General features: G+C 35.2%; 18 protein-coding genes. 5 read left to right on the top strand and 13 right to left on the bottom strand.

The genetic code is table 11. The features are described from left to right. Positions 1-27: 27 nt before the first annotated feature. A complete protein-coding gene (locus J7E37_RS15460) occupies positions 28-1,818 on the top strand; it encodes a CocE/NonD family hydrolase (protein ID WP_215024869.1) in 1,791 nt (596 codons plus the stop codon). Between the two features lie 256 nt (positions 1,819-2,074). Beyond that, on the top strand, positions 2,075-2,983 hold the full coding sequence (locus J7E37_RS15465; protein WP_215024873.1) for a nuclease-related domain-containing protein: 909 nt from the start codon (positions 2,075-2,077) through the stop codon (positions 2,981-2,983). Positions 2,984-3,658: 675 nt separating this feature from the next. Here the strand turns inward: J7E37_RS15465 and J7E37_RS15470 are convergent. The 7 genes from J7E37_RS15470 to J7E37_RS15500 form a co-directional block, all read right to left on the bottom strand. Continuing rightward, positions 3,659-4,927: a restriction endonuclease subunit S gene (locus J7E37_RS15470; protein ID WP_215024876.1), complete on the bottom strand. Its 1,269-nt coding sequence runs from the start codon at positions 4,925-4,927 to the stop codon at positions 3,659-3,661. Then, a complete protein-coding gene (locus tag J7E37_RS15475) occupies positions 4,924-6,369 on the bottom strand; it encodes a class I SAM-dependent DNA methyltransferase (RefSeq protein ID WP_215024879.1) in 1,446 nt (481 codons plus the stop codon). The genes J7E37_RS15470 and J7E37_RS15475 overlap by 4 nt, the downstream gene beginning before the upstream one ends. Further along, on the bottom strand, positions 6,370-9,612 hold the full coding sequence (gene hsdR, locus J7E37_RS15480; RefSeq protein WP_215024882.1) for a type I restriction-modification system endonuclease: 3,243 nt from the start codon (positions 9,610-9,612) through the stop codon (positions 6,370-6,372). 228 nt (positions 9,613-9,840) lie between these two features. After that, on the bottom strand, positions 9,841-10,329 hold the full coding sequence (locus J7E37_RS15485; protein WP_215024885.1) for a M67 family metallopeptidase: 489 nt from the start codon (positions 10,327-10,329) through the stop codon (positions 9,841-9,843). Continuing rightward, on the bottom strand, positions 10,322-12,154 hold the full coding sequence (locus J7E37_RS15490) for a ThiF family adenylyltransferase (protein ID WP_215024888.1): 1,833 nt from the start codon (positions 12,152-12,154) through the stop codon (positions 10,322-10,324). Before J7E37_RS15490 ends, J7E37_RS15485 begins: the two co-directional genes overlap by 8 nt. Then, positions 12,151-13,230, bottom strand: coding sequence for an SMODS domain-containing nucleotidyltransferase (locus J7E37_RS15495; RefSeq protein WP_215024891.1), 1,080 nt, complete (start codon positions 13,228-13,230; stop codon positions 12,151-12,153). The genes J7E37_RS15490 and J7E37_RS15495 overlap by 4 nt, the downstream gene beginning before the upstream one ends. Positions 13,231-13,248: 18 nt before the next feature. Then, complete coding sequence (locus J7E37_RS15500; RefSeq protein WP_215024894.1) at positions 13,249-14,775, bottom strand: SAVED domain-containing protein; 1,527 nt, start codon at positions 14,773-14,775, stop codon at positions 13,249-13,251. A gap of 344 nt (positions 14,776-15,119) precedes the next feature. Here J7E37_RS15500 and J7E37_RS15505 point away from each other — a divergent pair, with 344 nt between their 5' ends. The 3 genes from J7E37_RS15505 to J7E37_RS15515 all read left to right on the top strand — a co-directional run bounded on the left by J7E37_RS15505 (position 15,120) and on the right by J7E37_RS15515 (position 17,478). Beyond that, positions 15,120-15,452 carry a hypothetical protein gene (locus tag J7E37_RS15505; RefSeq protein WP_215024897.1) on the top strand — a complete coding sequence of 111 codons (333 nt, stop codon included), beginning with the start codon at positions 15,120-15,122 and terminating at the stop codon, positions 15,450-15,452. A gap of 133 nt (positions 15,453-15,585) precedes the next feature. Next, positions 15,586-16,383 (top strand): hypothetical protein, encoded by a 798-nt coding sequence (locus J7E37_RS15510; protein ID WP_215024901.1) that lies wholly within the window; start codon positions 15,586-15,588, stop codon positions 16,381-16,383. 165 nt (positions 16,384-16,548) lie between these two features. Further along, on the top strand, positions 16,549-17,478 hold the full coding sequence (locus J7E37_RS15515) for a hypothetical protein (protein ID WP_215024904.1): 930 nt from the start codon (positions 16,549-16,551) through the stop codon (positions 17,476-17,478). Between the two features lie 14 nt (positions 17,479-17,492). Here J7E37_RS15515 and J7E37_RS15520 read toward each other — a convergent pair whose 3' ends face one another. From J7E37_RS15520 to J7E37_RS15545, 6 genes are all read right to left on the bottom strand, one after another. After that, positions 17,493-17,810 carry a hypothetical protein gene (locus tag J7E37_RS15520; protein ID WP_215024906.1) on the bottom strand — a complete coding sequence of 106 codons (318 nt, stop codon included), beginning with the start codon at positions 17,808-17,810 and terminating at the stop codon, positions 17,493-17,495. A 117-nt stretch (positions 17,811-17,927) separates the two neighbouring features. Then, positions 17,928-19,766 carry a TnsD family Tn7-like transposition protein gene (locus J7E37_RS15525; protein ID WP_215024909.1) on the bottom strand — a complete coding sequence of 613 codons (1,839 nt, stop codon included), beginning with the start codon at positions 19,764-19,766 and terminating at the stop codon, positions 17,928-17,930. A gap of 11 nt (positions 19,767-19,777) precedes the next feature. Beyond that, positions 19,778-21,364 (bottom strand): AAA family ATPase, encoded by a 1,587-nt coding sequence (locus J7E37_RS15530; RefSeq protein ID WP_215024912.1) that lies wholly within the window; start codon positions 21,362-21,364, stop codon positions 19,778-19,780. Positions 21,365-21,375: 11 nt separating this feature from the next. Beyond that, the gene (locus tag J7E37_RS15535) at positions 21,376-23,532 is read right to left on the bottom strand and encodes a Mu transposase C-terminal domain-containing protein (protein ID WP_215024915.1); all 2,157 of its coding nucleotides are present in this window, start codon (positions 23,530-23,532) and stop codon (positions 21,376-21,378) included. Next, positions 23,516-24,343 (bottom strand): TnsA endonuclease N-terminal domain-containing protein, encoded by an 828-nt coding sequence (locus J7E37_RS15540; protein WP_215024918.1) that lies wholly within the window; start codon positions 24,341-24,343, stop codon positions 23,516-23,518. Before J7E37_RS15540 ends, J7E37_RS15535 begins: the two co-directional genes overlap by 17 nt. Continuing rightward, complete coding sequence (locus tag J7E37_RS15545; protein WP_215024921.1) at positions 24,330-26,213, bottom strand: TnsD family Tn7-like transposition protein; 1,884 nt, start codon at positions 26,211-26,213, stop codon at positions 24,330-24,332. The genes J7E37_RS15540 and J7E37_RS15545 overlap by 14 nt, the downstream gene beginning before the upstream one ends. Between the last annotated feature and the right edge of the window lie 157 nt (positions 26,214-26,370).

Raw genomic sequence — 26,370 nt, forward strand, 5'->3', positions numbered from 1 at the left:
AGTAAAACCCTTACAGGAGGCTTGCCCATGAGATTATTCCATCGTGCACTAACTTTTATCCTCATCTTCAGCCTGTTCCCTGGACTTGGTTCTTCCCAGGCTTCTGCTTCAAGTAACGAATGGGAAGAGGCGATTTACGACCGACCGGAGCAGTACTCAAGCTATACTACGAAAAAAGATGTTTTTATCACAATGAGGGATGGCATTATTTTAGCGGCGGATGTGCATTTGCCTGATGGCCAGGGTCCATTCCCGGTCATCCTGACACAAACTCCGTATAACAAGAATGTAAGCAGCACAGAAAACCTTAATGAGTATTTTATTAAGCGCGGCTATGCCCATATTGTAGTCGATGTCCGAGGAACCGGCGCCTCACAGGGAGCTTGGGATTCATTCGGTGAAGCAGAACAGCGCGATGGCAAGGAGCTTGTCGAATGGGCAGCAAGCCAGCCGTGGAGCAATGGCAAGGTTGGTTTGTACGGCTCCTCCTACCGCGCGATCAACCAGCTACTAACCGCTGCCCAGCAGCCTGAAGGACTGGAAGCCATTTTTCCGATTGTGCCGATGGGTGACATGTACCGCGACATCCTTATGTCCGGGGGATTGGTGAACACAGGATTCATTCCGCTCTGGCTCGGCCTTGTGACCGGCAGCGGCCTGCTCCCGCCTTCCTATACTCTGTCAGAACCAATCATGGGCACGACGGTTTTGTTAAACCATACAGGACAATTGCTCGGCTTTCCAGTCAGCACCCTGAGCTCCGCGATTACAGGCGGCGACTTCGCATACGATGGACCAGCCGCACAGCTGCGCTCTCCTCTGGCGGTTGCCGATCAGATTGAAGTTCCCGCATTTTTCACCGGCGGACTTCATGACCTTTTCCAGCGCGGCACCCCGCTTCTTTATGAAAAATTAAAAGCGAATGGCGTCCAGACAAAGCTGCTGATGGGAAACTGGACACACGGAAACTATGGGAGCGCCTTGCCTGCCGACAATGTCCCTGCCCTCGACCAGCTGGCGTTACGATGGTTCGACCAATATTTGATGGGAATCAACACGAACATCAATAAAATTCCAGATGTCACTCAATATGTGCTGGGTGAGGATCGTTTCGAGGTCCAGCCAGGCTGGCCGCATCAGGGGGCGGCAGCTGAAAAGTTTTACCTCCGGAGCGGTAAATTGTTGACCAAGGATACCCCTTCCTATGCGGAGCCATCGAGCACAATGCTCCAGCAGCCGCTGAATGGTATCTGCTCAGGCAGCACGAACCAGTGGATGGCCGGAATTCCGGATGCCCTCCCATGCACCAAGGATAACAGGCTGACTGAAATGAGCGAGCTCACCTATACAACTGCACCGGTCAATGCTGACCTTCGCGTATCCGGGCCGATCGCCGCTAAGATTTTTGCCAAAACAACGGCACGTGAACTAGTTCTGTCAGTACGAGTAACAGATGTTGCGCCTGATGGTTCTTCTCGTGAAGTTACTGCAGGCTGGCTTGCCGCTTCGCACCGGGCAGTCGACGAAAGCAAGAGCCGCTTCCTCGATGGTGAGAACATCCAGCCATGGCATCCATTCACGAGGACTGCGGTACAAGAAGTCAAACCTTATGAAGTGATGGAGCTGGACGTCGAGATCTTCCCTAGCAACTTCGTCATCAAAGAAGGCCACAGACTTCGCGTCGCCATCGGGCCAAGCGACTTCCCGCACTCCATGTCGCCGGCACCGCAGCTGCTCAATCAGCTCGGCGGAATCGCGACGATATTGTCGAACTCAAAATACCCATCATCGATTGTGCTGCCGGTTGTGGAGGAATGATTATTCGAGTTAACCTCCCGATGATGGAAGAATTATTTTTATTAGATTAGATTGCCGGTCGTGTTAATTTCTATTATCACAATTAAACTGCCATTCGAGTGAAAAACATTTTTTTCGATTAGACTGCCATTCGTACAAAAATCATTTTTCAAAAAAGCTTGCCGGCGTAGGGTTGGCAGGCTTTTTTTTGCCTTAGAATGTTCACTGGATATTTGTCATTTTTTACATAAGAATATAAGTTGAAAGGATGTGGACTATGATTCTAAAATACCGTTATGAATCAGATGAATTAAAAATTATGAATCTCCTGGAACCCCGAATGATCTTCACGGAAAAAGAAAAACAAAGACACTATAGCCTGAGGAAAGGCTACGAGGGCGAAGTCCGGTATGATGCCTGGATGAATAGGCTCGAAATCGAGAACCTGACTTTGAATGATTTGCTCCTCGAGATGAGCGGTTCCATTTTCCAAGTTGATTCTACTGTCATCGTGCAGGATACCATTTATTTCAATGATGTAAAGTATTATGAAGGTGACTACTATTACGAAGGAGAGCATCTCAAAAAAGTCAACGGAAATGAAGTCAAGGATCCTCTGATCCAGCTAAAACGAGGAAGTTCCCTGCTTCGGCAACTGCTCAGCAGTCTCGGCTTTAAACTACCAATCAAAGCACTCCTTATTTTCACCAACCCTGAATTCGCCTTATACCAGGCCCCCAGGGATACACCCATCATTCTCCCCAACCAGTTAAACCGTTTCCTGAAAAACTTGAACAGCAAGCATTCCAAATTGACCAACCTGCATTATAAAATAGCTGAAAAACTAATATCTCTCCATATAACTAAGTCCCCTTATCAGCAAATGCCGTCCTATGAATATGAACAACTACGGAAGGGCATACTCTGCCCCGCTTGCCATAGCTTTATGGACGCCAGCAACGCCCCAAAAAAATATATAAATTGCGCATGCGGTGCCCATGAAGAAATTGAAACAGCAGTCATGAGAAGTATCAGCGAACTAAACCTGTTGTTCCCCGACAGGAGGATTACTACTAACCTCATTTATGAGTGGAGTAATGGGGTTATACCTAAACGGACAATAAGAAGGATACTGAATAAAAACTTAGAGTTAACAGGCCATGCACAATGGTCTTACTTTAAGTAAGGCTATTTCCGTGAGATATTAATTTTCAAACCAAAAGAAGTTTATTTGCCGCGCCCTCCATCTTTAGTATGGAAGGCGCTTTTTATGATTGGCTCCTTTTCGTGTCTCCATCACCGCTATGGATGACGCTTTTTTCGGGATTAGCTCTTTTTCATGTCTCCATCGCCTCTTTGGATGACGCTTTTTTCGGGATTAGCACCTTTTCGTGTCTCCATCGCCGATATGGATAGCGCTTTTTTCATGATTGGCTCCTTTTCATGTCTCCATCACTGCTATGGATGACGCTTTTTTCGGGATTAGCTTCTTTTCGTGTCTCCATGGCCTCTTTGGATGACGCTTTTTTCGGGATTAGCTCCTTTTTGTGTCTCCATCGCCGATATGGATAGCGCTTTTTTCATGATTGGCTCCTTTTCGTGTCTTCATCACCGCTAGGGATGACGCTTTTTTCGTGATACACACTTTTACACTCATGGCAAAACAAAAAAAAACCAGCCAGCAAATCAATGCTGATGTACATTGAAAAAAAAGTCGTATACTGAGAGATTGATTAAAAAGCAAAACACCGTTCCTTTTTGAGAACGGTGTAACAATTAAGTTGTATACTATACTTTCATTTACTAAAACAAACTAATAAATTTTTGAAAAAAATGTTGTATACAAAACACCTTAATTTTATTAAAAAGTTCCCCTAAAAAGTTCAATTGCACTTTCCTCTGTTAAATCATTTGTTTCAAGTTCTCCACGAAAAGCCTTGTTAAGCACTGTCTGCTTCAAATCTTCCAATTGCTGTAACTTCGATTCAATAATTTTAATAAAATTATCTTCTTTTATATATATATTGTCTAATAACTTTACAACCTTTTCTTGATTTTCCATTGATGTTAAAGGAAACTCTAAAGGTTCGATATCCTTATTGTTAATCTGCGGAACACTAGATCCATTATCTAAGCTGCCTAAATTAATACTTTGCATCCAGTAATACATATAAAATGGATGTATTGTAGATGGGCAAATAATTCCCATTATATTTAAATCACACGTTGTTGGAGTGGCTAAAATTCTCTTTTTGTTTGTATGAATAGCTCCTCCCCTTTTCGGGAAAATTACGGTTCCTTTTGGAAAAAGCTTATTATGAAATTTTTCATTTTCTTTAATATACTTATTAGCAGTAACTATCTCTCTTTGATTCTCCAACGAATTCATATCAGACACTTTCACATAAGGAATTGTCCCGTTTTCCGATAATACATCTTCTGATAATGAATTACCACTTTTTAAGGTAACTATTGAACCCAATTTTTCTAATTTATAAGTAAAATTAACCAATTCACCACGAAAAGCTCGTTTTAAAATTGATAGACGATGAAGTTCAAACGATTCTTTCACTTCTTCAATTAATTGTTTCGCTTCATCAATTTTAGAAAAGAGAAGGTTAACCTTCGTAGCAATTCGTCGTTGTTCCTCTAAAGGTGCAATGGGAATTGGAACTTTTGAAAGCGTTTTTGATGATATTACTGGTTGAGCTGATGAATTACTATACTTTCCAAGACCTAAATTAGTTAAATTCCAATAAAGATACTGTTTATCAAATAGTTTATCTGTAAAACTAGCAATCAGCGCATTATCTGTTACCCATGCTTTAGAAGGAGTAAGGTGTACACTCCCACAATAGAAACCTACCCTCCCAATAACTATCTTTTCGTTTTCGACATTACTAGAATCATGAAAACCAGTGACTCCATTTCCTCCATAGACTGGAATAGAACCTGCTGGATTCATTTTTTTCATTGTCAAAGATTTACCAGAACTAAATTTAACAACGCTAGTTAAATAACAAAAACACCAATTCTTTGGTACTTCATAGGGTTGGTCTTCTTCTAATATAATGTTTTCTTTTAAAGGTCCTTCTACGCTTCTTTGTTTTTGCTCTTTAGTTTCGTTCATTTTTCAAGCACCTCAGAGTTTTCCTCACTAGTAGACGATGTTCCCTGTAATTCAGTAATAACTTCATTTAATAAAAAGATAGCTTTCTCAAGCTTTCCAATGGCTTCTTCCGCTGATTCTATTGGATCTGTCAAGTTTTCATAAATCGAAAGAGACTCGTCAGCAATTAATCCAATATCTAAACTGTCGCCATTTTTAGCAATTTCATCACGAGCAAATGCATTCCATCGCTCATCTCCTACTTTAGTTCGATCTTCTGCAGTATAAGCTTTTATAAAATTCTCAAAATGGACTACAGTTAAAGGATTTCTTTTACCAAAGGAAGGCATATTGGTTCTTAAATCATAAACCCAAACTTTCTTTGTGTTTCCAATATCCATTCTCTCTCTTGTAAAAAACAATACATTTGTTTTGACACCTTGCGCATAGAAAATTCCCGTTGGTAGGCGTAAGATGGTATGCAAATTACACTTGTCCATTAGGTCCCTTCGAATATCTGCTCCAACTCCACCTTCAAATAATACATTGTCAGGCAAAACAACTGCAGCACGTGCATTGCCGTTAGCCTTTAATGCACGATATATATGTTGTAAGAAGTTTAACTGTTTATTGGAAGTTGTAAATGTTAAATCAGTTCGTGAAACTCTTTCTCCTCCTTTTTTTGTTCCAAATGGTGGATTAGTCATAATGACATCATAATTTTTTAAGGTTTCACCATAAGATGATAATGAATCATCTAATTTCAATTCACCATGAATATCATGAAGTAATGCATTCATAACAGCTAAACGATGTGCATCTTTTACAAGTTCTACTCCACCAAACGCTTTATGTTTCTGAAATTCAACCTCAACTTCTGATAAATCAAAGTAATCATCGGTTTTTTCACGAACATGACGATCTGCAGCAATCATAAAACCAAAAGTACCGGCAGCAGGGTCATGACAACGTTCACCCGGTTTTGGATCGACCAATTTTACAATCGTATCGATTAATACACGAGGAGTAAAGTATTGTCCCGCACCTGATTTAACTTCACTTGCATTCTTCTCAAGAAGGCCTTCATATAAATCACCTAAACCTTCTTGTTTAGCACTGTACCAGTCTAATTCATTTATTGATTTAATTATTTTTTCTAAGTTTTTGGGCTCACTTATATATGTTGATGCATCAGTATAAACTTCTTTCAACAACTCATTGTCTGCTTTTCCTAAATCCAATAATAATTGACGGTAAAATTCTTTCAGTTTAATACCTTCTTTTGAAACCAACTCATCCCAGCGGTATTGATCGTCGATAATATATTCTTGACCAGTTTCTTTCATCATTTTTAAGAAAAGCAAATAAGTTAATTCAGTTACATACTGATGATAGGTAATACCGTCATCTCGTAACACGTTACATAAGTTCCAAAGTTTTTGTACAATTTCTTGGTTTGACATCTAAGCTTGCTCCTTTTTATAACTATATAAATTTTTATTAATTTCACGAACAATTTCCGGTAATTGTCCACTAAAAATTTTATTAAGTTGCTTAAACCCACCACGACTTTTGAACGGTTCATATTCAAAGGCTTTTTCTGGGTCTGGATGAAGTACAGACTCTTGAATTAATTGTTTTTCAATTCTCTCCAACCACTGCTTTTGCACCGGTGGCCATGCTTTCATTTGATAAACCTTTTTCATTGCGTTTTTTATTCTGTCTTCATGACTTACAAGTGGATCGCCTAGAGCTAGCTGGCGAATAAAGGCTATAACATCTGCAGCAATATCTTCGTTTTTCGCCTCACGCCATGCTGTTCGCAAGTTCTTTTCAGTAAAACCTTTTTGGTCTAATTCCAAAAGTAACTTTTTCAACTCTTCTCTCGTTAAATCTGTTGGACGTTGGCATACAACCATAAGAGCTGGAATTGTATTCATATTTTCTTTAATGAATTGACTAAAAGATTCCAAATAATCATCTGGCTTTTCAGCGTTACCGTAACCGCGTTTTACTCCTAAGAACTTATCTTCATGTGTAGAGATAAATTGTTTATTTTCACGGTGTAAATTCTCATCAATATACCTAAACATGGATTTAAATTCTTTTAACTTCACAGGTAATTCTTGAGACTTTAAACTTTTAATCCAATCTGTAAATTCTTGAACAGTTTTTCCTCCGGATAACACCTTAAATTCTTGATGGTTTTTTTCGGACCAATTACGCTTTTTACGTTGAATTTTGGCTAATATTTGGTCTCTATGTTTTGCGAGATGCTCCTCTTTACTTAATTGGTCTAATTCATCAACTAACTGGATAAGTGGAATTTTCGGATTAGATACCACTGGCTTCATACTTGTATAAGGTTTTAAGGATTCATATATGCCTACAGCATCAAAAATATTGAAGTGATCTTTTTTGATTTCATCACATTTTCTCGTAGCACGACCTAGCATTTGTTCATATAGAATACGTGAACGGACACGTCTTAAAAAAACCAAATTAGTAATTGACGGAACATCAACACCTGTGGTCAATAAATCTACGGTTACAACTATGTTTGGAAGACGTTCATTTTTAAATCGTTTAATGGCTTTTAATGGATCTTTTATGGAACCAGTAATCTTTTTAACAGCATTATCTTCAACTGACCCATAAATCTTCTCAAGTTCCACTTTTAAAATATTTACCACTAAATCAGCGTGATCGTCTGTGGCAGCAAAAATAAGAGTTTTTCCTTCGTCATCTGGAGAAATATAATTTACTAACTCCTGAATAACCACTCTATTAAAGCTCTCTGTTATAACCTTTGTATTGAACTGGGTGATTTCTATATTAACTTCATCTTCTAATTCTTCTTGAGAAAGGCTACCTGTAATTGTATCATATACATCAACCTTTTCTCCCTTTCCCCATTTAATACCTGCATTTTTAAGGGCTGTTTCAAATTGATAAGGTGGCTCATGATCAATAAGATATCCTTCTACAACCGCTTCTCGATAGGAATAAGTAAAAACAGGTTTACCGAAAATCTCAGTTGTATGAAGGGCTGGTGTGGCAGTTAACCCAATTTTAACAGAATCAAAATAATCCAAGACCTGACGGTACTTACTTACATAATCTTTATGATCCCGAATTTCGATATCTAGCTCGCTCATTTCTTTATCAAGTGTGTAGCCACGGTGAGCTTCATCTATAATAATACAATCATATTGGTCCACACTCGGCTTTTCCTCTGTCTGTTCATTATATAAAATACGTTTTAGCATTCCTTGTACAGTAGCTATTTGAACTTTAGTTTCAAGATTAGGTTTTTTATCTGTTAAGCCTTTCAATTCATATATTTCTGTAAAGGTGTGGAAGCTTTCTAATTTACTATCCTTAAAAGCGTCCTCCGCTTGTTCTCCCAATGCGGAACGGTCAACAAGAAAAAGGATTCGATTAAAACGCTTGCTCTTGATTAGACGATATATTAATCCTATCGCCATTCTTGTTTTTCCCGTACCTGTTGCCATGGCAATTAGAATCTCTCGCTTTTTTTCCTCAAGCGCTTCCTCTACCGATTGTATAGCCTCAACTTGGTAAGGACGTAGCTTTAGATAATCAAACTTTTCGTCTTTTAACATCTCCTCAGCACGATCGATATCCTGTTGTAGTAACTGTTTCAAACCTTGAGGTGAATACCATCCATTCAAGGCTCTCGCATGATTAGTGGATTTTCTTGCATCCAAAAACCAAATACCAGATTTTTGTTTGAACTGTTTCACATAAGGTCTACCATTGGTCGCAAAAAGGAACGGAACAAAATAGTCACTCCAAGGTTCATGGATTACTTCATTTCCTTTCTGGACAACTAGTTTAGCATATCCTTTTGCTTGGTCAATATCTGCAGGGATATCCTTACTTGCCTTTTTCGCCTCAATAATAGCTACTAGCTCTAATCCTAAAAACAAAGCATAGTCTGCAAAACCACGTTTAAGTGGCCATTCGGCTATTGCTAAGTTTTTTCCCTTTTCAGGGCGAACTCCTTTAGCAAAACGTAAATTCTTAGTATCCGCTTCCCAGCCTGCTTCTTGCAATTGTTGATCTATTAACATTCTAGTTTCGGCTTCAGTTAATTCAAAACTAGAGGCTATTCTCTGGGAATGTTCTTTACGCTTTTGCTTTTCATTATCTGTTACATAAAACTGTTCTTTTCGTATTCTCTCTAACTCAATTTCCATTTCTATGATCTTCTGTTCATATGTCTTGGTAATTTTACTAAATTCATCTTGAGAAATGTTGTTTAGCTGACTAGGTTCCTGATAATCCGGAATTTGAATTGACCAATCACCATAAACTTCCATAAACCAAGCAGCAATACGATAAGCCATATGCAATAATGTTTTAGCTTCTTCAACTTCTCCATAATTAAGGTTATGGATAGCCTTATTACCTTTAATACGGATAGAATTAAATAGATCATATATTTCTTTCGGTAAAGTCTGATCATAAAAAAGAATCCTGAGTCGGTCTTCTTGAGTGGTACCCCGCTCCTCTTTAATTTCTTCCTTGGCTAATATGTACTTTGTAATGGTTTCAGCAAACCTTCTTATTTCACTAATAGTAAGGTTTGGATTTTGATACACATTTCGCTCGGCAACTTCTCCTACACGAGCTAGCAATTCCCAATCCTTTTCTAGAAACTGAAAGTTATGAGATGACATAATTATATCCCTCCAAAAAAATTTTGGATCTATAAGAAACGACGTATTAATATGTACATTTGTTAATATTTTACCATGTAATTCCCAAACCATTATAGGTATATTTCTATCCCCTAATAAATTAATGGTAAAGGACCTATGTTTTACAATACTAAGCAGACAAAAAAACACCTTAAACTTAAACCGCTCAAGGTGTCATTTAATAAAAATCTATTAGCATATAAGAAATCAAGAAGTGGTGTTATTGAACCGTACAAAATTTTCTCCTTTCGGAAAAATGTAGGTACTATATTCCCACGACTTAGAATTACCACCAATAATCAGTAAAATTGGTTCGGGACATTTATAAGAACTGTTATAGGAAATTGAAGTCATTTGGGATATATCTTGATTACTAAGATTGGAACTGCTATTAGGATGATAATGCCATTCACCAATATAATATAAACCTTTTTCTTCCCAAAGCTTATCTAACTTTTTTTTAATTCCAAAGGTCCCTCTATAGAACCACGTTGATCCACCTTTTGAATCCTTTGGGGCCTTTAAAACTTCTGTTATTTTAGCACAGGTATTATTTTCAACATAATGACCGATTAAGATGCCACCTATTTCATTAGGTAACGATGATACACATATTTCACATAGTTCATTAACTATATCTTTGCTAATGCAAATTTTAATGAGATTTTGATCATTAGAATAAATAAGATTATCCATTGTATTCCTCTTCAAAAACTAGTCTTATTCCTTCAAAGGCACCATTATTCCATTGTTGTTCATAAACGAAAAGTTTAGGAGTTGTTGAATTTTCTTTAAAAATCACTTCGAAAGTCTTTATAGCAGTTGATGCCATTAACCACACATCATCAATTCGAGCAGGAAACAATGGATGCCAGCACCCCAAACCTTCTCTTGGTAATTCTTCGTCCTTATATTTATCTTGTTCATCCCTTAACCACGGGTTAATCATTGTTTTAAAGACTTGGTTAGGGAAGGTAGTGCCTGAACTAGAGAAGATGAATAGTCTCCGGCCACCGAAACCTAGTGAAAGTGAAATAATTTTCTTTAACCTTGACCACTTAAATTGTTCTAGTTCTACAAGAACATCATCATCTCCGGTACAGTCCAAAATCACATTGTACTTTTCCAAATCTTCAATCCTATGCTCAAGGTTTTCTTTTAGCGTACCTTTAAAGGGTGCAACTTTGCTATAAATCGATGTTCGATTCAACTTATTAGTTAATGCTTGAGCCTTATTATTATCTAAATCACTTATTAAGAGGTTATGACGTGTGAGATTACCCATTTGCAAAAAATCGAAATCAATAATACCCAGTTTTGAAACACCTGCTCTAGTCAATAGTTCACCAATAGAGGAGCCAAGGGAACCTGCTCCAATTTGCAATATTTGTGATTCTGTTATTTTTTTAGGGAGAATTCCTCTACTCATTACTGATTCTTTTGACCAATTGTAAGAATGCATCCATTTTATTTTTCTTTGGCCATTCACTGTAAAGCCATTGGGTGATTTAGCACTTCCATTAATTTTCCATTTAACTTTCTTGGAAAAAGAGTTTTCACTTACTAAAAGTGGTATTTCAATTCCCTTCCAAAAAATTTCAGAGTTATCATCATTTAATTTACTTTTCACAGGAAAACCAATTAATAAGATATGAGCTAATTTATTTTTATAATCTCTTTTTTTTGCCAACAATCTTAAAGTTTCAATTAAATCTAACCCTTGCTCTTTACAAACAGTGTACAATTCCGACCAAGTTAATGGAGCTTGCCACGGCTTCAAATGCGGTACATCCTCTAATAGTATCCATGAACCCAAAAGCCGCTCCTCTGTTCTAAATTGAGATGCATATTCTCCCCATTTTACATTCCTTATACATGAGCCATTTAGTTTTTTAAAACTTCTTACCAAAAAGGTTCCTTGTGATACTATTGAAAATTCGCAAATACCATGCTTCGAGTCAATAAAATTCCAAAATCTATAAGACTGATAGTTCTCAGAAAAACCTAAACTTAAAGGAGATGATTCTGGGAAGTCCATTAATTCAAAAGGTTCATCCTCAAGTGTTAACATATTACGCGATGCAGCTATTAACCATTCGATTGCCCTTAGTATATACCACGCCAAACGCGTTTCCTCTTCAAATGGTTCATCATTTGGTACAAGGCGCCCTAACGCTCTTACATTAGTATCAAGACATAACAATCCTGTTCTCCATGGGAAATCGTTATTCCCTTCTCCGTTGAACATCTGATGTCGAAAGGTTTGATTCAAACTGTTCTTTTTTGATGGATAAAACCCAATGTTACCTCTTGGATATTGATCATCAATTAAAATATACCAATCTGTTCTCTTAGGTATAATAGTTGCGTCGATTTTATCCGAATAGAGTGAACAATGGATAATCCATTTTTTTAGGTTATCCTTCCACTCTAAATCATCAATTAAGGTAATTCCCTCTATAAATTCGGTAGACCTGCGCCCCTTTAATAGAGCCTCACTAGGAGCTTTTCTATTTATCATCCGAACCTGCCACCAGACACTGATTTAGTAGGTTCCGTTCTAGGAGTAAAGCCACTTATCTGTTTCTTTGTTAAATTGGTGGGTGGTTCTGGGAATTTAGAGCCAAACAGTTTTCTCCATAATTCAATGCTCTCTACTTTATCAGGACAATCATAAGCTTGTCTGGCAAGTGAGGCCGCATCTTCCACAAGGTTATAAAATTCCTCGTACTCTTCTTCAGTTATACGTTTAAAAACATCATGCTCAGGTACTCCGTGATCATTCAACACTGGTTTATCTGGATAATTAGCTATTATATTCTCTAAGGTTAAAGTAACTCCTTCTGCCACTGATGCTATACCATCGGGACAACATGTGCCTATTAAATGCTCTAATGGATAACCCTTTGGATACTTTGGAGTAGGGTTTAACTTTTTCCACCATTTTAAAGCTTTTACCACATTTACATAATGAGAGTTACATGCAGCGTTTTTATCCCATGTCCATTTAATTTGAGCCAGAGGGTCTGTCTTTTCCCACTTTCCTGCTTCACGATCAGGGATTAATAGGGGTTCTGTTTTCCATGTAGGCTCGTTTTTCTGTTCCTGATTAAAAATCCCCCAAGATTTGGAGAGGGACCAGTTTTGTAATTCCTCTAGAGATTCAGAAATTAGAACGCTTTCTGAATTTAAAAGGTCTTTTTGGCTTTCAGAAGGGGCTGATGTGATAACTAAGTCTAACTCAACATAACTTAGTTCAATTCCAATTGACCTTCCCTGCATTTTATATTTACCACTGTAGAATTTATCCAAAAAGGGAATAAATAAATCTAAAGCTTCTTGAGGCGTATAGTCATCAGTATTTAAATTAGTAACAACTATTACATCTACATCTGATTTATTACCATTTTTCGGACGAACCGCTGTAGCCCTTCTGTAGCTACCTTGTAAAAAGGTATTAACAATTATCGAAGAGATTTCTTCATCTTCTAGTAATCTCTTACGTAAAGTAGTATGGCCAGTTTTCAAATCATTAACTTGATAATCAGTTAATCTTATATTGGATAAAAAATCTGTAAAGAATGATTTTACTTCCATAATAACCCCACCTCATTTTCATGGTAATTGAATGGTTGGAATATAGTCTTTTGTGACTTCGAAATCGTACTCATATAACGTTAAGCTTCCAAAATTTTTAGAGAGTTGACCTAAAAAGAACCAAAATCCGTTCGGACCAGAACCAAAAAAATGATAAGGTTTCCTCCTATCCCCTTTTTCAAGATTATTTAATTTATTTGATAACTCATTTGCTAAGATTAAAGCATGTATCCCATCTTGGATGGTATTAAAGCTTGGACCTGATTCAAAGTAAAATCTAATGATTGACTTAACATTTACTTTATTCTCATCTATATAACTTTTTACATCTTCATACGCAGAATGGGTCATTTCTATAATTATTACTATATCTTCACCATTCTCATTAATTAGATGATTTTCAACTTCCCATAGAGAATACTCTTCTTTTCGGGTATGTTGATTCGGTCGCCATATTTCTCTACCTTTCAAACCCTTCTGTACTGGGACAATACTCAAGCCTGACTTTGGGTCAAGATAGTGTCCTGCAGTAAAAGCTATAGCAGAGTGGGTGTCCAAATAAATACAGTAAGAATGGCCTTCTTGAAGTGATTGCAAGGTGAAATCTTCTATTATTCTTTTAATATTTTCATTCCAACAATATTCATCTTTCAGGTACCGGCCGTTAAAATAATCCTGAAAACAAATCATAGCTGTTGTATCATTTTCCATATTTTCTGCTCTTCGACTAAAGCTTCTTATTCCAACTGGCTTCTCATCAAAAAACATGATATTGCTGCCTAACCATAACTTTTCATCTTTACAAATGGCGATTAAATCTTCACGAGTAAATTTATAATTGCCTTCTTGAAATAAACGCCTTATAAGACTTACATATGGATTTACTCTTTCAGTTAAATTAATAGGCTTTAACCCCACTGAGGGTAAACGTGAATTCAATAATTGAGTCAAACCATCCAAAGAATGAAAATTACTCATAATCTGTATAGGTCTTAAAATTTCTTTTAATTCTTTATCATCACTTAGCTCTAAATGAGCTTTTAATCGATCGCGTAATTTTGATACAAATGATCTTTTTTTTCCATCAAACAAATTTTCTAATAAAAAGTAGCCACCTTTAGCATCTATTATTTTTAGTTTTGCTAACTCATCATCAGGATGTAGTGACCAAGGTGTAACAAATATCGCGGTACCTAATTCATCTTTTTTATTCAATACATGCGATGCTGCTTTAACTTTTTGTAAAAACGAAAATTTAGATGCATTTATAAAGTTGGGATCCATCAAATTATCTACTGTTAGACTATTTCTGTAATCAACATGGAATTTAACTTGATAAAACTCCTTGTATATTAAATTTCCGTTTATGTCTTTAATAGGGTTTTTATATTTAATAACAACATCATCAAGCGATTTAATCTCTGGATCTTCATATGAAATAGTATCAATATTTGAGTAATCAGATAACATGTCACATGCTTTTAACCAAAAGAAAAGCGCTTGATAATCATCCCCAAGATTTCGAGCTTTTATAGGATCTGCCATATTTCTTTCCACCCAGTTTTTATTTTTCAACTATCCTTAATTTTCTCACAAATACCATTTAATTTCCATAGAATTTATTTCAAGGCATTAGGAACACTTTCGTTCTTAAAAATTTCTTTTAAATACAAATAAGATACCCCTCTCAAGAGATATCTTGATTTCTAAATAACGAAAAAGAAGAAATGCATTATGCACTTCTTCTTTCTCGGACATACAAATTGCACTAACTAAATAAAGTATTGCCTATAAAATTAATATTTATACAATTTCTCTAAATAAAATTTTTAAAATTCTTTTCAAATACAATTTTCTAATCCATAATTATCCATAAAGGGGGTATTCAAATGGCACGCGGGGAAATGTTTTCATTTAAAGATTTAGATGGGAGATATAAAAAAGTAGAATATTACCGAATTAGTGAAGGAACAAATTTCAATACTAACAACACCTTTCTTACTGTGGAATACGTTATTCATAGTCCTTCACATGAACGTTATAATAGGGGCAGTTCTGAAATGGAATATTTTTACAATTACAGCCGGATGTTAACAAGAGATACACACTGTTGGAACTGTAAGCATCCAATTGATGAGATAAAAAACGATATTTGTTATATATGTGGAGGCATTATTTGCCCCAATGATAAAAAATGCATGTGCCAATTTGTTAAGGAATAACTTATAAAACGGAAAGTAATTATTGTAACTCTATTTATTGTCATGAATGAATTTATTGTCAGCCTCGTGAATCAAAAGTAAAAAATCACCAAATTGTGTGATTACTAATTTTAACCATGGAAGGGGTAAGTTAATGTCGTGGCAACCTGATTCAAGTAAGGAAAACCTAGGATACCCAAAACCGGAAGATTTTGAGGGAATGACCCAAGAAGAATTTGAGAACCATTGTGAACAACTCATTCTTGCCCCTACGCATTACGAATATGCACGACTAGATGCCTTGTCCAATAATTTTCATTTTATAAGTTCAGTATTAGAGAAGGTGGATATGGATGGATGGCCAACTGTTAAGGTGGACAGAGATTTAGAACTAGGTTGGTTAGAATGGGGACAACCATTAAACATGGAAAGAAAAGATTATGAAGCATTGTACAAAAGGTGTTCTCATTGGTCAAATATGTGTGAAAGCCCAATTGAGTGTATCCTATACGATGAAGTAAAAAAAATAGGCCTAATTCCGAGAATTAATTTAACTCTAGGTGATTTGCTTTTTCAATGTAAAAGAGATATTGCTGGAAGATTTGCTAAAGGAGCAGGTGAACGATATGATCAGATTTACCTGACTATGGATGGGGATCGCCCAGCTCCAATCTTGATTGTAGAGTGTGATGGAGAAGCAAATCACATGGAAATGGAAGATATTAAGAAGGATGCTAAGAAAGAACATAACCTTAGTATTCACTTTCCAAACGTGCTTGTTCTTCGCTTCACTGGTGCAGAAATTAAAAATTCAAAAGAACAATGTGCATCAATTATTAAGAATACTTTTGAATTTCTATGTTCAATTCATCCTCAATTAACCGCCAACCCAGACATGGTTAAACAACTAAGAAAAACTGCAATACAAAAGTTAGTTGAAATTATAGAATAAAACCTTCTGACGTATATATTGTTGAACAAATGGGTGGCTTAGTTATAAATGCAAGCATCATAAGGATGGTTGAATTTTTAATTATTATTGATATATAAATCTTCTCAATAAGGGAAGAGACCTTTGTTTGATATATTCATAGTGAGCCAGCTGGGAGGTAAACCATTGAGCAAAGACCTTAAATTAGCTGAAATTATTCAAGCTAATAAAAAAGTTCATGGAAACATTTCTGCACAGTTAAAAGAGATTGATGAAAAGTTACAGTATCTTCAGCTTCCATCTTTTCAGTTAGACCCAGAAGTTACAAAGGCTCTCCAGAAACTAAATGAAACTGCTAAAAGTTCTGCCGAAACATTTGCTGCTGCATTTCAAAGAGCAATTAAAGTTAATATGGAGTTCACCACTACTATTCCTTATTTGTTTCAAAAAATGGTTAACTCAATTGGGGAAGGTATCAGAGAGGGATTAAGAGCAAGACTTGAAGAATACGAAGAAATAATGGGGCGTTATGATAAAGAATTATGGGCTGTTGATCAGTTTATATTTGATAATTTGAATATGGATGAAAACCCAAATATAACTTTTAAAATGATAGAATCTATTGTAGAAGAGAATTTACCTAGATATATGGATTTATTTAAAAAAGACAATGTTTACTGCAAGTATGCCTCCATTATAGATCAAGCTTATTGTGCATATAGATCTGAGCAATACGCTCTTGCTTCCTTCCCCTTATTTGCTGTAATAGAGGGACTAATCAGTACAACATTTCATGATTATAAGATTGATTTAACTTTAAAACCCCAGTTACGCTATCAAAAAAATAAGCTATACGCAAAACTTTCAGATTATGTTGAAAGCAAAGAGGATGAACTAGCTATAAATTTACTTTTTTTTAGAAGAGTGTTCTATGTGTACCAAGAAGTATTTAAACCTTCATGGGATGCCCATCCGGAACACATTAATCGTAACTGGGTTATGCACGGAAGTTTTAATTATGAATCTATATCAAAAAAGGATGTTCTCAGACTGTTCCAAATGGTTAAAGCATTAGAAATAATAAAATATATTTCATTTGAGAAGGTAGACCAGTAAAGAACAGAACCACACTACTCAAGTAATGTGGCTCTGTTCTTTATTTTCAGTCTTGTCTTTCGAATTTCTTTCTGTAACTTGGAAGCAGACTCTTTAGCTAGATTAAAGTCTTCGTTTGTTGCTGTCCCCTCTCTAATATTATCTAACCAGTTGTCTATATTCGCCAATAAGCTATCTTGTTTCGTTTTGCTGCTCTCTAACTCCTCATTAACATACGTTTCACGTGCTGCCAAAATTAATAATTTATCTATCGGGATATCGGAAACATCACTAATCCATACTAACTTTTCATATAAGGATCTATCTAAATCGACAGTGACTTTATGACTCATTTTATTTCTCCTTAAAGGATTTATTATCAATAACAATAAATCTCCTACATTAATAGAATGATGGGTAATAAAGAAAGTTATCTTACCAAGAGATAAAAAAAGGGTGGGTCTTCGTTCTTATATTTGTTTCAATGCTTCCTCCACCATGAAATCCAATTTCCCTTTCAACCCTGCTTTTCGGCGAACCATCCAAATTGGTACATGAACGTTTTGTTCATTTAATTGGTTTGCAATATAATTAATTCTTCTGATTTGAAATGTTGGTATATCCTCCACTAGCTTCATCATTAGCTTCTTAGTTATAGGAAGTAAATCCATATGTTTTTCTATGATTGCTTGTTTATTAATCTCTCTTCCAATCAATCCAATTGTTACACGTTTTGGTGGCTTCCTTTCCATTATATCCTTTACAATAGCCTCTATTTGGTTTGCTAACTCTCTATCTCTCTTTTCCCAGTTTATTCTTCGTTTTTTATTTATCTTATTTGCTTTCTTTGGAGAATTTATTTGGAGCCATACCTTACAGTTACGGTAAAGCCAACCATATAAAGCAGGATTCATTTCTCTCATCTTAGTAACACCCAAATGTCCGTATTCGGAAATTAAACCAAGCCATTCTTTCTGCTTATCACTAATCATTTTTGATACGTTTTTTTCATCCTCTTTTTTCTCTAGTGGGGTAATTTTTTTTCTTGAATATTTAATAATGGTATTTGTATCAACTCCTAAATGTCTTGCAACAGAACTATAGCTTAACTTATTGATATTAATTAACTTGTGTACTACACCAGTCCAAACCTCTCCGTATTGAATAACACGCCCTATTTTATAGAGCTCCTTTTGATTTGTGTCTGGCCCTTTTCGTGAATAGTGATATCCGCAGTTACATTTAAAAACTCCTACTGGTAATTTAGTTTTACCGCATACTTTTTTTGTAATATTAGTAATAACTAATTCCTTAAAATGATCCGCAGCCTTATTTAGACATGGGAAAGGGCCTTTACCGAAGGGCATTGGCTCATTATTGTCTTGCATTTTCTGAATTGAACTTAAAGATTCTTGAAAAAACTGAATTAAAAGAATGTGCCGAATAGGGTGAAATGTTTTTTTATGTTTTCTTGTTATAGCTTTTAGCCAACATGAAGGATTATCATAATTTATACTTGATTGAAGGGTATCCAGTAATTCTCTCCCATAGAATTTCTCAAAGTCGCTAGCGAGCTTTTGCTGATCTATCCTATATCTGCTTATATAACCCTTTTTAAATAATATCCCTTTGTATATCTTTTGGAGTTCTTTCATATCAATACTAAAGTTTTGGGTTGCCAGCTCTATACACTCATTAGCAATTAATAATAATTTTTCATCATAAATGGTTTCTCCTACAGAAGTATTATACTGAAGGTCATTTTCTACGGGTGGTGTATAGAATTCAAAGCGGTGTTTAGAACGGAAAGCTATATTGCTTTCCTTTAATGTTTCTTTATGCTTTATACAAACTAATACACCCGGTAATTGATGTGACAAATGCCAAATGCTCTCTCCTAGATGATTAATCTCTTCTTTTACACATTTAGTACAGTAGTAAAAATACTTCTTTTCTTTTAAAGTGCTTGCCATAACTCCAGTTTTCATATGAATTGCACCTTTATATTGACCATTTACCATTGCACTTTTTACAAAATCTCTATCTTGAGAATCTATAAATGTTGTGTAGAAATTAAAAAATGTATGTTTTGATATTAATTCTTCAATGGTCATTTCAGAAAAAATCTTAATACAATCATATAACCTCTTGATATTTATAGGTAAATCTGGTGTAGCTATAATACTTTTTAATCCAAATAATTCATTTGCTGTTTGTTTTGTACTGTTATTTAACGAATAGAAATGATAACGTGCAATTAAACTATACAATAGTTCATCGGGATACAATTTTGGTATAAATCCTATCACATCATCACCGCCTAAATGATAAACTCTTTCAAAGGGAGCTTTATGTAACCTTCCTCTTTAAGCGCCTCATGCGGAGATTTCTTCTCTTTAGTTCCCTTTTCAATCACTCCTGCTAGTTTATTAACTGATTTCACTATTTCTTTGGATTTATGTTTTTCTTTTTGATTTGCCTTTTTATCATCAATTATTTTCAATGCAAATAGTAATATTTCCGTTGAACTATCTAATTTATTTTCTCTTAGTACTCTCCTAACCACATCCTCTGCCAATTTCGGTTGAGTACCAAGTGATACTAAAGCTGAAATTGCATTTTCCATTTGAGAAATTTCAAATTGTTCTTTTTGTTTTTGTTGTTTCTCTTTTTGTTTCTGTCTAGTTGCCCGTATATCTATTTTTGATTTTCTTTGTTCTAAAAACCCTTTTAAATCCATTGGAGTTATATCTTCATACTTGGTTATTTCTGATTCTAAACCTGATCTTAATGCCTTCAACATAGGCTGTACCAGTTTCAAATCTTCCTTGCCTACCTTGCGAATAGCTTCAGGTGTAATGAATTCTATTCCTGTCTCTATTGCACGGCTCTGGGCAAGTGAAAACAATTTGACTGCAATATCAACTATCCCCTGACTTTCATCATATAAAGTCCTGCGTAATTCATTAGTTAACACTGCATCTTTTTTTGTCCATTGATATTTCCACATTTCCTCAATTAACATATCCCAATCATCGTCAAACTTCATTTGCTCCCACACCATATCACCTATCCCACTTCCTCTACGTGCTTGCCTAAAATCCTGTTGTAATATCGCTCTTGCTTTCATCGTGCCGATCAACAAAACAGGTATCCCTATCTCATTAATAAGTGTTACAAAAAAGTTCATCATCTTTTCAGAACCCTTATCCTTTGCAGTAAGTAAATGTTGGATTTCATCAATAATTAGAACACCCAGACAATGAATTCTAGCTACCCTTCCCATTTGAAGTACTAAAGAGCCAATATTATTCCTTGGGTTGCCAAATTTTTTAAGGTAACTTGTTCCCAGTATCCCATCCATTTTAGAGAAAAAGTCCATACACAGTGTTTTCAACGATCCATCATGCGGGCAATTCAACTTTAACCAAACTACTTGTAGCCTATTAACAGGATCGCTATGTAACAAAACTTGAGGGTAGAGCGAAAGTACACTTTCAACAGCGGATGACTTACCTATTCCTGAGAAACCCATTAGTGTAAAACTTGCAGAGGATGTAGGAATTTTTGCCCCTCTTAAAAATCTCGTTTCATTGCTATCGAGGGGGTTTCTATAAGAATAACCTGATCGAATTAATCTAGATAATCTCATCTCTAAATCTAGATGTTTTGTAACTGGTTGAAAGAATCTTTGAAGACGAAATAGCATATGGTATCTCAATTCTTCTGATAGATCACGCTCTCTTTCATCAAAATGTGGTTTACTACATAATTGTTCATATGCTTGACCGACTGACAAGATTGGTGGTAAGGCTTCAATTAATGGATTACCAGCATACTCTTCAATTTCTTGATCAATATAAATTGCCTTTTGGAATATAGGTTCAAAACCCTCCTGATTATTCATTTATGAATCTCCTATTTTTTATTTATTTTGTGTTTCATGAGTTCTTTAATAGATTTTCTACTATAATCTCTTGGGACAATTTCATTTTCCGAATCATTTTTTTCGCTTATTACTTTATTATCTTCTTTGTTTTTTGCTGACTGTAAAAGATTAAATTTCTCCTGTTCCCTCCGTTTTTCTTTTTCGAAGTTACGATTATCAGATATAGATTTTACTCTTTTCGATTTACTTACTTCATGTATAAGTTTCTCATCTGCTTTTTTTATGGAGGATTTTACGATATCATCTAATTGATTTATTAAATTGATTTCACTTTGTAATTGTTTATGTTCATTGCTTTTTGCCATTAATTTTTCTGATTCAAGTAAGTAGTTTATGTCGTCTATTGTTTTATTTTTATATCTCTCTTCATGCTCTAATAAATGGCAAACTTCAAAATCCATTCCATTTTTTTTGAGCAAATAAATTTTTGACATATCACGTGGATCGTAAGCTATTTTCACCCGCCATACACCGTTGATTCTTGAAGTGGAAAACCATGATTCTTTAATTGCTGTTTCACAACTGTAGTGCATCTTACTCCGGAAACGAATTCCTTTTTCAGTAACTGTAGCATTTTCTTGTGGAAGTAAATGCAGTTTAACTGTGTCTGGAGAATGATACCTTAACTTTCCTGACCGGTTTTTGATTCCCCAATTCCATAATTCGATCGGTATTGGTTTTACATCGTCATTTATCATATCTTCATCTCTAGGGTAACTAGACAAATAATGATAGTTATTATGATGTAGAACCTCTGCAATAATTATTTTAGTAAGGTCTTTAATTGTTAACTTAGCGTCTAAACGATAATCCCTAGCTCCTCTTTCTTTAAAATCTTTCTCTACATATCCCGGCAAAAAAGGTTTTACTCTCTGTTGGATAATATCAAAGTATTTTTCAACTATTCCTTTCCAATCAGCACGATATGGTGCTGCATTTTCTACATGTAAATTAAATGCATTGATTAACCTATCTGCATTGTACCCCTCAAACTCACCTCTATCGGCTAGCAACATATCAGGCAAATGTTCACTTGGCCAATGCTTTTTTGAAATTTTTATATCATATCGCTCACAGAACTGTTCTTTATCACTAACGGTATTTGCGATCGCCATCATAGCCCCATACCACGATGGCCCTTCTAAACCCACATATAAACCAACAATCATTCGACTAAAAACATCAATCACGAAATAAATCACAGGTCTGCCTATTATCCAATTTGGATTATATTCAGAAATTAAATAGACATCTCCTATAGTTGCATCAATTTGAAATCTAGACCCCGGTCCAATAGACTCAAAAGTGGAATTACCAAGCAATTCACGATAGTTTTTTTCGAAATGATTTTTACCAACTCTCGATATAACTTTTTCCTTTTGCGTATATTCTTTTTTTAAGAAATACCTCAGTTGATATATTGATGGGATATCTTGAGAATCTTTTAACACTAAATTTTGCTTACCATTTTCATAATAAAAATCTTTAGTAAAAAACTCCCGCACCATCATTTTATATGCGAATGGTAAGCTATTTTTATCTTTATTAAAGTAATATTTATTTAGTGATACCCTGAATATCCTTTTTATTTCCTCATCTACAATTACATTGGATTCTAATTCAGGGAATTTACTTGGTCTCCCCATTTTTGTCTTCGCTACCTTTGGTTTACCTTTACCTCCTGAATTATTATAATCAGCTATTAATGCATTGGGAGTTTTTCCCCTTTGCCAATATTTACGGAGATATTTATATAATGTAGCCTTAGTTATTACGTGTTTTCCCAATAAAGTCTTAATTATTTTTCCTCTTTTTTCTGCAATGTAAATATTCGGTTCTTGAATTACTGCATCTTTTATAATATCCCATGCTTTATCTCTTATCTCTAAAGCCCTTTTACCAATTCCATCCTCACTATCAATCATTAAAGAACTTTTTCTTTCTTTAATTATTGTTTCTTGTATTATATCTTCAACAATATCATTAACCTTTCTAATCAAAGGAAGAGCCTTATTATCCTCTATATCAATTAAAAAAGTGTATTGATTATTAGGATCAACCCACAATACTCTATATTTCTTGCCATCTGTTACATATACTAAAATTTCATTAGAGTATATTTCCATACGGTAAATCTCCTTCTTCCACTAATCCCTCAAAGCTAAGGTCTCCAATTTCCATTTTTAAGTTTATTTTTTGCTGCATATCTAGTCTTATAATCTTCTTAGCCAATAAATGCTTAAACATAGCTAGTGCGCTACCAGCTTCCAAACTATAATTAAAGTCAAAAGCATTTAACACATTTAATAACCGGCCCTGTTCCTTTACTAATATGCAGTATAGGGTTTCGGCCAACAACACACCTTGTTCCTCTAATTCATAATGAGGATGAATAAGTTCAATATTTCTCCAAAGGGTACTAGGAATGTCAAGTTCACTAACTATGCTCCAATCAACTTTTTCATCCTCCCAATATTGCCGTTCGATTTCTAACTTTTCAATAACACGTTTATCGTTTAATTTTGCTGCAGGCTTTATAGTCCTTGCAATAAATCTAATACCCTTTTCGTCTCTAAGCGTTATTAAAAAGTCTGTAGTCATTACAATTGGCGATCCCGTTTTTTTATCAATTGAATGGACTAAATGTTTGTTGTCCGCTATTTTAATCGTTTTCTCTCTATCAAGTGGATACTGTTCTCTAATATCAATTACATTCTCAGCCCATTCAAGAATATAAAAATAATTCCTTTCAATATCAGAAAACAGCTGATGCTCCCGGTTACTCTTCCATCCTTTGATCCGATGTGTTCGACCCTCGGAGGGGAAATCCTGATTCGTTAACCACGGTTTATAACCGCTTAACTCTCCACTTCCCCTTCCTTCTTTTATATAACGCGCTACCTTATCCTCTGTCCAAGTACCCTTACGTTTCGCCATTTATTATTACTCCCTTTTGACTACCTAGTTTGTTTACTTCGTCGTTATGCTTTTCAAGTCTTTCGATAAGATAGGATTCAACCAGTGGCTTTATACTCCTCCTGATTCCTAATTTCTCGGTTAACCGATATTTTGTGACAGGTATGTTGGAATAGTTTTTGCTTAGAGTTATGTCTATTCTTCTGATTTGAAATTCCTCTACTGACTCTTGTATAGCTTGAACGAAATGATTAGTTAAGGGATACTTTTCTTTGTTAATTGTTGTTTTACCTAACAAATCACAAAAAGCAGAATACGATTTTCTTTTGAGTTTTCCAACAATCACTTCATTTTTCGCCCAATCATTATGAATATTTTTTACTTGTTCCAACATAGCCAAATCCTCTTTCTCATAGGCCTGCTTCTCTTTCTTTTTGTAACCTTTTTGGGACTTTGGCGACTTATTTTCAAGCCAAGCAGAATCAAATTGATGGAGCCATGCATATGCAGCTCTATTCAAATCTGCCAATTCCTTTCTAGAATAATTAGGGTAATCTTTCAATGCTTGATTCCATAGGATACGATATGCTTTTGTCTTCTTTTTTCTCCATCCTTTTGTTTGGCTTTCTTTCTTTACCAATGCATTCTGAATTGGATCCACTCCCTCTTTTTTAATTTTTCTGATTGTAGGTATACTTAATTTTGTTTTTTCTGCTATCTCAGCATTATTCATTCCGGAACTAACCATTTCATAAAAATTTTTTTCCCAAAGCTCCCCCTTTTTCATTACACGATTACTAAAATACTTAATACTTTGTGGGTCAATTTCTCCTTGCCGAAGCCTATAAACATAACCACATTTACAAATAAAGTCCCCTTGAATTCTCCTGTTTCCATTGTGAGTTGAAACATGAACATTTTTGACAACCTTCTCTGTATAATGGTCTGATAATGGATTCAAACAAATCCAAGGGCCTTTACCAAATGGTTCAAACTGTTCGCTGTATTCAAGAAACCCCTCTACTGATCCAGATAATGCTCTCATTATTAAACAATGCCTAATGGGATGAATATCAAATAATTTTTTTTCATGAAACAATCTATTTATCCAATTATGTTTCTTCACATTTGAATTGAGTAATGTTAAAAATTCTTCACCATATGTACTGATTAATAATGCTGATAATTTATTTCTCATTTGAGATATAGGAAAAGCCAAACCTTTTATCTTTAAAATTGCTAAATATTTTCTATACATCTCCTTCTTTAGAAAACAGGAACTTAAATTAAAAAGGTGTTTTACATCCTCAGCAACCGCTATATGCTTTTCAATATTCTCTAATTTCTTCAATGATGAATTCACCCCTTCATTATTATGATTGGGCAGTACAAATCCATTTATTTTTTGTTTCTCAATATTAGTTTGGTTTGTTAACAAAGGGGTCTTATGATTTATACAAACAAAAATACCGGGTATTTGATGCCATCTATTCCAATACCCCTCTCCTAATTCCTCGACTTGTTCAATTAAACAATCCAAGCAATAATGTAATTGTTCTTTATGAGGAACATCATTCTTTCTTTTTCTACTCCTATAAATGTTTGATAACCGAAACTCTGGCTCTTTTTTTTCAATAAACGGGTAATATAGTGGAATTGTTGTATTGTATTTAAATAAGTTCCATTCAGTATAACCCTTAGAGAAATGAGCGATTTTTGAACTAACTGAGGTCAGATTACTTAGGTATTCTGTGGTCACAGAAATCTTCCCAGAAGAAAATAGTTCCTTCAGTGTCTGTAATCTTGATGTATTCCCCATATGATGGTGATACCTAGCAACAACGCTATAGATAACTTCATCTTTATAGGGACGAGGAAAATATCCAATCATTATTTAGACTCACTTTCATTTATTACGTATGTCATCATTCTTTAAACGTATCCATTAATCGTTACCAAGGGGAGATACGACATAAAAAAAACCCTCTGCTCTAATTAGAGCAGAGGGCGAAATTTATTTAGTTTAAAATTCATTTGTATTTTTATTT

This window comes from Bacillus sp. ISL-39, from assembly GCF_018613295.1.
Classification (GTDB): Bacteria; Bacillota; Bacilli; order Bacillales; family Cytobacillaceae; genus Mesobacillus.